At 37.6% G+C, this 8,247-nt stretch carries 4 protein-coding genes; 3 read left to right on the forward strand and 1 reads right to left on the reverse strand.

Annotated features, from left to right (window positions below):
• Positions 1-187 precede the first annotated feature (187 nt).
• Both MR054_RS14520 and MR054_RS14525 read left to right on the forward strand, forming a co-directional pair.
• Entirely contained in the window at positions 188-3,973 is a 3,786-nt protein-coding gene (locus MR054_RS14520; RefSeq protein WP_242158522.1) for an HYR-like domain-containing protein, read from the forward strand.
• Between the two features lie 6 nt (positions 3,974-3,979).
• Entirely contained in the window at positions 3,980-4,900 is a 921-nt protein-coding gene (locus MR054_RS14525) for a PorP/SprF family type IX secretion system membrane protein (RefSeq protein ID WP_242158523.1), read from the forward strand.
• Between the two features lie 11 nt (positions 4,901-4,911).
• Here the strand turns inward: MR054_RS14525 and MR054_RS14530 are convergent, their stop codons facing one another.
• Positions 4,912-5,400 (reverse strand): SixA phosphatase family protein, encoded by a 489-nt coding sequence (locus MR054_RS14530; RefSeq protein WP_242158524.1) that lies wholly within the window; start codon positions 5,398-5,400, stop codon positions 4,912-4,914.
• A 464-nt stretch (positions 5,401-5,864) separates the two neighbouring features.
• Between MR054_RS14530 and MR054_RS14535 the strand changes: the two genes are divergently transcribed.
• Positions 5,865-8,247, forward strand: a 2,383-nt coding sequence (locus tag MR054_RS14535) for an HYR domain-containing protein (RefSeq protein WP_242158526.1), incomplete at its 3' end; no start/stop codon positions are given.

The following is an 8,247-nucleotide window of genomic DNA, read 5'->3' on the forward strand; positions in this document are numbered from 1 at the left end:
AGGATGTAAATGTAAATATTAATTTGGTTCGAGTTTAAAATTTTGTGCATTTCATCGGATTTTTTTAACATTTCAAAGATTTTAATTTATATTAGTGCACAAATTAAAATGAAAATTAATAAACCAAACTTTTAATAACCAATATTTTACATAAGGTAATTCAGTCTCCAAATCTAAATTTCGCCTAATGAACATTAAACCTACGCTACTCTATTTGGTTATGTTATTCATGGCCAATTCGATGTATAGTCAGACTATAGCCTGTGAAGATTCTTCATGTACAGCCAATGATTATACCCTCGATTATTTCTACCTTGGTGATGAGAATGGAGTGGCCTATGGTCCGGGTTATTGTGATTTAGGTGTTAGCTTAAATACGCACATTTGGACTACCTTTCTAACAAACAGTGCTGCCGACAGATACTCACTTTACATCCATTTTAATGTCTATATTAATGATGTCTTTGTTGAAACCGTGGATACCTGCCATTATGAGTATGAAAGCGTTCCTGCAAATGTGTTAACTGATCTCTACAGTTTTAATTGGGGATGTGGCGACGACATCGTTGTAAAAGATTTCTATATGTCATGGCAACCCAATGGTTCTAAAGGATGTGGATGTAACGGTGCAAAATGCTATATGGAAGAGGAAATTGATGTTCGTGGTCCTCTTATTGCCAATTTTGAATTCTCTGAAAATTGTTCTACACCTTATACAATTGATTTTAATTCGACTACAAAAGGAGGTCTTCCTCCTTATAATTATACTTATTTATGGGATTTTGGTGATGGCACCACAAGTACGCTAAAAAACCCAACACACACCTTTGCTTCTGGCGGGCCATATCAAATCACGCTATCTGTTTATGACACTGTAGATACTGTTTCATACACCTATCAAATTGATACCATTGAATCTAATATTCCACCAAAATTAACTGCTCCTGATGACCTAGATTTAGAGGGTTGTGGCACTTTGAATATACCAATTCTACCCTTCAGTTCAGTAGAAGCTGTAATTACAGAAGGTAGTTTTAATGCTTACGGTGGTAGTTTAGAGCTGACAAACAACTTAATTTCACTCTTTTATCTAGACACGATTTCCAGTGAAACCTGCCCTTTAACAATTACACGAACTTTTACGGCAATAGATGATTGTAATAATTCTGGAACTGCCATACAGATCATTATTGTAAATGACACAACATTCCCCATGGCAAGTAGTCCAGAACCCATAACAATACAATGCATTGCAGATCTTCCCGAACCCAATATTGATGTCATAAAGGATGCTACGGATAATTGTGTGAACCTGACCATTGACTGGCTTTCAGATAAATCAGATAATAATACCTGCCCCGAGACCATTACAAGAACATATAGTGTTTCAGACGGCTGTGGAAATTCTATTAACGTAACACAATCCATCATAATTCATGATAGGATTGCCCCTACAGCCACTGCTCCACCGGAAATGAGCCTCGAATGCATTGAGCTAGTACCAGATCCTGATCCTGATATTATCACGGACGAAGCTGATAATTGTTCGATTCCTGTGGTTGCTTTCGTTTCCGAGACTTCAAATACCCAATATTGTTCCGAAATCATTACCAGAACTTATAGTATTACAGATGATTGTGACAATGTAACTTTCTTATCCCATAATATTACAATTATTGACACAATAGCACCCGAATTGGTTTCTGAAGCCCAAGATAAAATGGTAATATGCGATGGAAATGGGAATACAACCGAACTTAATGAATGGTTAGTATCTCATGGCGGTGCTTATGCTACTGACAATTGTGGGAATGTCACCTGGTCTGATGATTTTTCATCCTTGGGTGATCTTTGTGGTGCAACCGGTAGCGTTTCAGTTATTTTTACGGCTACGGATGATTGCGGTAATACAACGACTACATCTGCAACCTTTAAAATTGAAGATACGGTTCTCCCAACAGCCAATGATCTTTCACCTGTAAACGTTGAATGTTATGAAGATGTGCCAGATCCTGATATTTCTCTAATATCCGGTACTAGCGATAATTGCTCCACACCTACAGTTTCTTTTATTTCAGATGTTAGTGATGGTCAGTCTTGTCCGGAAACCATTACAAGAACCTATCGTGTTGCAGATGATTGCAATAATAGTGTTGATATTGTTCAAATTATAACTATTAATGACACCACGCCACCTACGGCAACAAACCCAGCATCGCTTTATTTAAATTTCAGTGACACGATTCCTAATCAGGATATCAATATTGTATCTGATGAAGCGGATAATTGCGGTGCCCCGACTGTTTCTTTTGTAGCAGAATCCGTAAATCAAGATGCATGTACCAAGATCATAACAAGAATTTATAGCGTCACCGATGCTTGTGAAAATTCTATAAATGTTACGCATGACATCATTATAACGGATAATACACCCCCAACGGCTGGTCAACTAAACACGATGTATCTATATGATTGTAATGATAATATACCAGAACCGGATACAAGCTTAATATCCAATGCGATTGATAATTATTCAAATCCAACGGTCACTTTCTTTTCTGATGTGATTATAGAACCGTCATGTCCAAAAACGATTCTAAGAACCTATCGTGTTACCGACGATTGTGGGAATTTCACAAATGTTGAACAAGTTATAATCATAGATGATAATATTCCCCCTACAGCCAGTAATCCCGAAAAAATCACAGTATTGGCCAGTTCAAATAGTATTCCTCAACCAGACATATTAGTGGTTGTGGATGAAGCTGACAACTGTAGTATACCGACAATTACCTATATCTCAGAATCATCAAACAATGACCCATGTAATGAAATCATTACCAGAATCTATCGCGTTACAGATCAGTGCGGAAATTATATTGATGTCTATCACGAAATTGAAATAATTGACGATATCCCACCTTCATCAACTGATCCGGAAGATGTTGTTGTCAGCTGTATTAACGATATACCACCGGCAGACGCCAACGTAATATCAGAAATAACAGATAATAATGGAACGCCCTCGGCAAAATTTTTATCTGAGATAACCAACACAAAAAATTGTAATGATGTCATTACCCGGACTTATCGTATCACAGATGCCTGCGGTAATTATGTGGATGTAAACCATAATATTTTTATAATAGACGATATAACACCTATCATGGACGTTAATCTGCAGAAAGAAATGACTTTAAACTGTGAAGTCGAACCTGAAGTTCCAAATGTTACATTTTCAGACAATTGCACAAATAAAGTAGAAGTTAGCTTTAATGAACAGCGCATACCTTTGGATTCTGATAATTATGATTTAATACGAACTTGGACGGCCATGGACGATTGTGACAATGCAACCGTATTTAGTCAAACAATCCATATGAAATCATATAATGAAACAACTATCAAGGCCATGAATGTCTGTGTTAGTGATTCGCCTTTTGATTTAAATGACTTAGTCGATAGTCATGACAAAGGAGAATGGAGTGGTTCAGATATGTCAATTTTAAATGGTACGGTCTTCAATCCTGAATTCACGGCCGAAGGTATATATTCCTACACCTACAGTGTCATTACAAATACCTGCAGTCAAATCAATCAGTTTGAAATTAATTTAAATGATAATTGTATCGTATACAGCTGTGTAAAGTCGGAACTTGATGTTAATATATCCAAAATTATAACTCCAAATAATGATAATCATAATGAAACATTCACAGTTACCTATAGATTGAATGAAAAGATTGACGACTTAAGTTCCTGTAACATTGCAATACATTTACAACTGTTCAACCGCTGGGGAACCAAAGTTTTTGAATCCAATGATTATGAGAACAATTGGACAGGCGATGCTCCTAACGGATCTGTAGGAGATGCAGAAAAATTACCCACCGGAACCTATTATTATATAGTCGACTTGAAAAATAGTGGTTTAAAACCCATTCAGGGGTACATCTATTTGGGAACGAAATAAGAAGTTATGAATAAAAGACATAAAATACATTACTTATTCTTACTCCTATTTATACCAATTTTTGGATTCACACAACAATTGCCGCAGTTTGGCCAATATATGTTTAATACAATTTCCATTAACCCTGCATATGCCGGTACTAGAGAAGCAATGGTTTTTACACTTTTAAGCAGGAATCAATGGGTAGGCGTAAAAGGCGCCCCAATTACACAAACCGGGTCCGTGGATTCGCCAATTCCCGGAAGTAATTTAAGTTTAGGTCTTTCCTTCATAAACGACCAGTTGGGGTATGAAAACACAACCTATGTCTATGCAGATGTCGCTTACGAAATCATTTTAAATGAGTTTTATAGATTTTCCTTTGGTATCAAGGGAGGTATGAGCCGGTATGGGCTGGATTCAGAATTGCTAATGGATCCATCTGTTATTGGTGACCAATATTTGGAAAGAATATTTAATAAATGGAAACCAAATATTGGTTTGGGGTTTTATTTAAGATCGGATGAATTATTTATAAGTTTATCTTCGCCCAGATTGGTGAGTTATGCCAATGACACAGAGATAACTTATGAATCCATCGAAAGAGCAAGCTATTATTTGGCCGGCGGCTATTTATTGGAATTTAATCCGCAATTAAAATTCAAACCGACAGCCTTGTTAAAATATACCAATGGTTCGCCTCTTTCCTTGGATTTGACAGCTAATTTTTTAATCAGTGAAACACTGTGGATAGGTTTGGCTCACAGGTTTAATGATGCCATGGGCGGGTATTTTAGTATAAGAGCATCTGAAGCTTTAAGCTTTGGCTATTCTTACGAATTTAACACCTCAAATTTAAGGCCCTACAGTTCGGGATCTCATGAGATCTTCATGAGCTATCAAATCAAATTGCCAAAACCGAGATGCAACTGTCCTAATGTGTTTTAGATCCTATTGATCTAAGACTTTAGATGTTTTGGAAAAATAACCTCCCGAGTAATTCCCTGCTTCAGATTTTCCCAATATTGAATATCAAAATCAATTACTACAACGCCACAGGTAGGCACGTTATCAATGTATTTACTGCCGTAAGTGTTAACGAAGGCGGTAATAGCATGATTATGTCCAAACACCATCAATTGGTTAATGTCACTCGGACAATTTTTTATGACCTTAGTCAAATTATATCCTGAAAAATCATATAGATCATAGTTATATTGGACCTTATCCATTGAAATGGGAAATGCTTCGATAAAGGCATCAGCAGTTAATCGTGTACGGGTGGCATCGCTAACCAGTACCAAATCCGGAGTTAAATTTTTAGTACTAATATGGTTTGAAACCAATTTCGCATCTCGATATCCCCGATCATTTAAGGGACGTTCATGATCAATAACATCATGTTCCCAAGAAGATTTTGCATGTCGTATTAAAATCAATGTCTTCATTTTATTCGTTAAAATGTTAATTTTTATCGATAAAAAGTTGTTTTTCTCGATAAAAAGGATTTAATTTGCTCATTAGAGTTATAAATGTATGAACTTTAAGTAACTAAAATATAACAATTTATGGAATAAAAACTATGGCTGAAATGATGCATACCGCATTACAGGTCGTTAAATCATGTCATTAACCCGATTAATGGAAAAAATCAAACACGTTGTCGACTTTTTAAGTGATTTAACATATTTTTTTGAAATAATAATAACATATATGTTGCTTTGTGTAACTATTAACTGAATAAAGATGCCCCCAAATCTGATTTCACATTTAAAGTTTTTTATGTCGTTGTTTAACGACATTCTTCCCTCATTACTTTTAAAGAATAACAAAACGTGTATGTACGAGCCAAGGCTGGTGCATACCTATTTATTTACAAAAGTTGCTAAAGTCAATACAAATCTACAAGCTTATGAAAACTATTACTTATAAGGTTATTCAAAATATTTTAGTCATCCTATTATTCTTTTTGGGTGCTAATTTTTATGCACAGAGTGGTAGTGCAGATGGTGATTACTGTCCCGGTCCTGGTCAGCCAGGTGATGAATATGAAGATGCCTTAACAACCATTCCAACAGCTCCTGGTAGTGGTACCTGTGCCATTCAACAAATCTGGGCGGATATCGACTTAGATAATGGCTATTTTAAATTAGCCTATAAAATTGGCAATTCTGGAACTGCTTTATTTAGAATCTATATTGATAGTGATAATGATGCTTCAACAGGACTTACAATAGAGAATAATTTTGGCGGTACTCCTTTTGCTGTTGGAGGTGCCGAATATATTCTTCAAATACATTCAAATAATGGTACTACAAAATTGTATCAAGCAGATTCGCCTTCAACATACAGTGAAGTTTCTTTAAATGGACTTATTGGAGCAAATGGTAATTCTACAGGATGCACTGGTAATGATGGAAAGTTTTTAGAGTTTTTTGTACCATTTCTAAATATTAATTATGATCCATGCGATCCTAATAATCCAGGAGAGATTAATGTCGCTCAGTATGCATCAGTAGCAGGGGGGTCAACCAATTCTACATTTTGTCTAGGTTCTACTTTGGATTTCGGAGTTGAACTGTCAGGTTCTGTTGATGAAGATCAAACTATTTGCTCTGGAACAAGTCCGAATGATTTAGTTTTAACAACTATGGGAACCAACACCTCCGTTGATTACTGGGAAGAAAGTACCGATGGGATAAATTATATTCAAATTTCCGGTACAACTGGTAATACTATTTATAATCCGGGTGTCCTCATGACGGGTACTTATTTCTATAGAGCACAAGTTACTAATACAGGTGTTTGTGTTGATTCATTTGCATCATCTCCTGCTATTATCACCGTTGGTGATAATGAAAATCCAGCTATAACCTGTGCCACTCCGGCACCTTCTTATAATACAGATTCTGCAGTTTGTACAGTTACAATTGGTGATGCCAGCTTAGATCCTATAGCTGTCTCTGATAATTGTGGTGTCGCATCAGTTCTAAATGATTTTAACAATAGCTCTACCCTAAATGGAGCCACTTTTCCATTAGGAACTACTTCTGTTACCTGGACAATAACCGATGGAGCTGGTAATACAGCAACTTGTAACTTCGATGTGGTTGTAATCGACAACGAAGATCCTACCATTACATGTCCGGCCAACGTATCGGTTAGTGCCGATGCAGGACTATGTACCGCCTCTGGTGTAAACCTTGGCACTCCGGTAACCGACGATAACTGTTCGGTAGCCTCCGTAACAAACGACGCTGTTGAGCCTTTCGCTCTTGGTGATACTATTGTAACATGGACCGTAACTGACGGATCCGGTAACTCAGTAACCTGTGAACAGACCGTAACGGTAACTGACGATGAAGATCCTACCATTACATGTGCAGTACCTGCCGTATCATATGATACAGACCCTGACGTCTGTACATTTACGGTTGTTGATACCAGCTTAAATCCTACAGCAGTAGGTGATAATTGTGGTGTCGCATCAGTTCTAAATGATTTCAACAATAGCTCTACCCTAAATGGAGCCACTTTTCCATTAGGAACTACTTCTGTTACCTGGACAATAACCGATGGAGCTGGTAATACAGCAACTTGTAACTTCGATGTGGTTGTAATCGACAACGAAGATCCTACCATTACATGTCCGGCCAACGTATCGGTTAGTGCCGATGCAGGACTATGTACCGCCTCTGGTGTAAACCTTGGCACTCCGGTAACCGACGATAACTGTTCGGTAGCCTCCGTAACAAACGACGCTGTTGAGCCTTTCGCTCTTGGTGATACTATTGTAACATGGACCGTAACTGACGGATCCGGTAACTCAGTAACCTGTGAACAGACCGTAACGGTAACTGACGATGAAGATCCTACCATTACATGTGCAGTACCTGCCGTATCATATGACACAGACCCTGACGTCTGTACATTTACGGTTGTTGATACCAGCTTAAATCCTACAGCAGTAGGTGATAATTGTGGTGTCGCATCAGTTCTAAATGATTTCAACAATAGCTCTACCCTAAATGGAGCCACTTTTCCATTAGGAACTACTTCTGTTACCTGGACAATAACCGATGGAGTTGGTAATACAGCAACTTGTAACTTCGATGTGGTTGTAATCGACAACGAAGATCCTACCATTACATGTCCGGCCAACGTATCAGTTAGTGCCGATGCAGGACTATGTACCGCCTCTGGTGTAAACCTTGGCACTCCGGTAACCGACGATAACTGTTCGGTAGCCTCTGTAACAAACGACGCTGTTGAGCCTTTCGCTCTTGGTGATACTA

This window comes from Aestuariivivens sediminis, from assembly GCF_022662105.1.
GTDB classification, from domain to species: domain Bacteria; phylum Bacteroidota; class Bacteroidia; order Flavobacteriales; family Flavobacteriaceae; genus Aestuariivivens; species Aestuariivivens sediminis.

What these genes read in the sequence shown, in the direction of transcription:
- MR054_RS14520 (WP_242158522.1), top strand. Translation starts at nt 188, where the DNA reads ATGAACATTAAACCTACGCTACTCTATTTGGTTATGTTATTCATGGCC.
- MR054_RS14525 (WP_242158523.1), top strand. Translation starts at nt 3,980, where the DNA reads ATGAATAAAAGACATAAAATACATTACTTATTCTTACTCCTATTTATA.
- MR054_RS14530 (WP_242158524.1), bottom strand. Translation starts at nt 5,400, where the DNA reads ATGAAGACATTGATTTTAATACGACATGCAAAATCTTCTTGGGAACAT.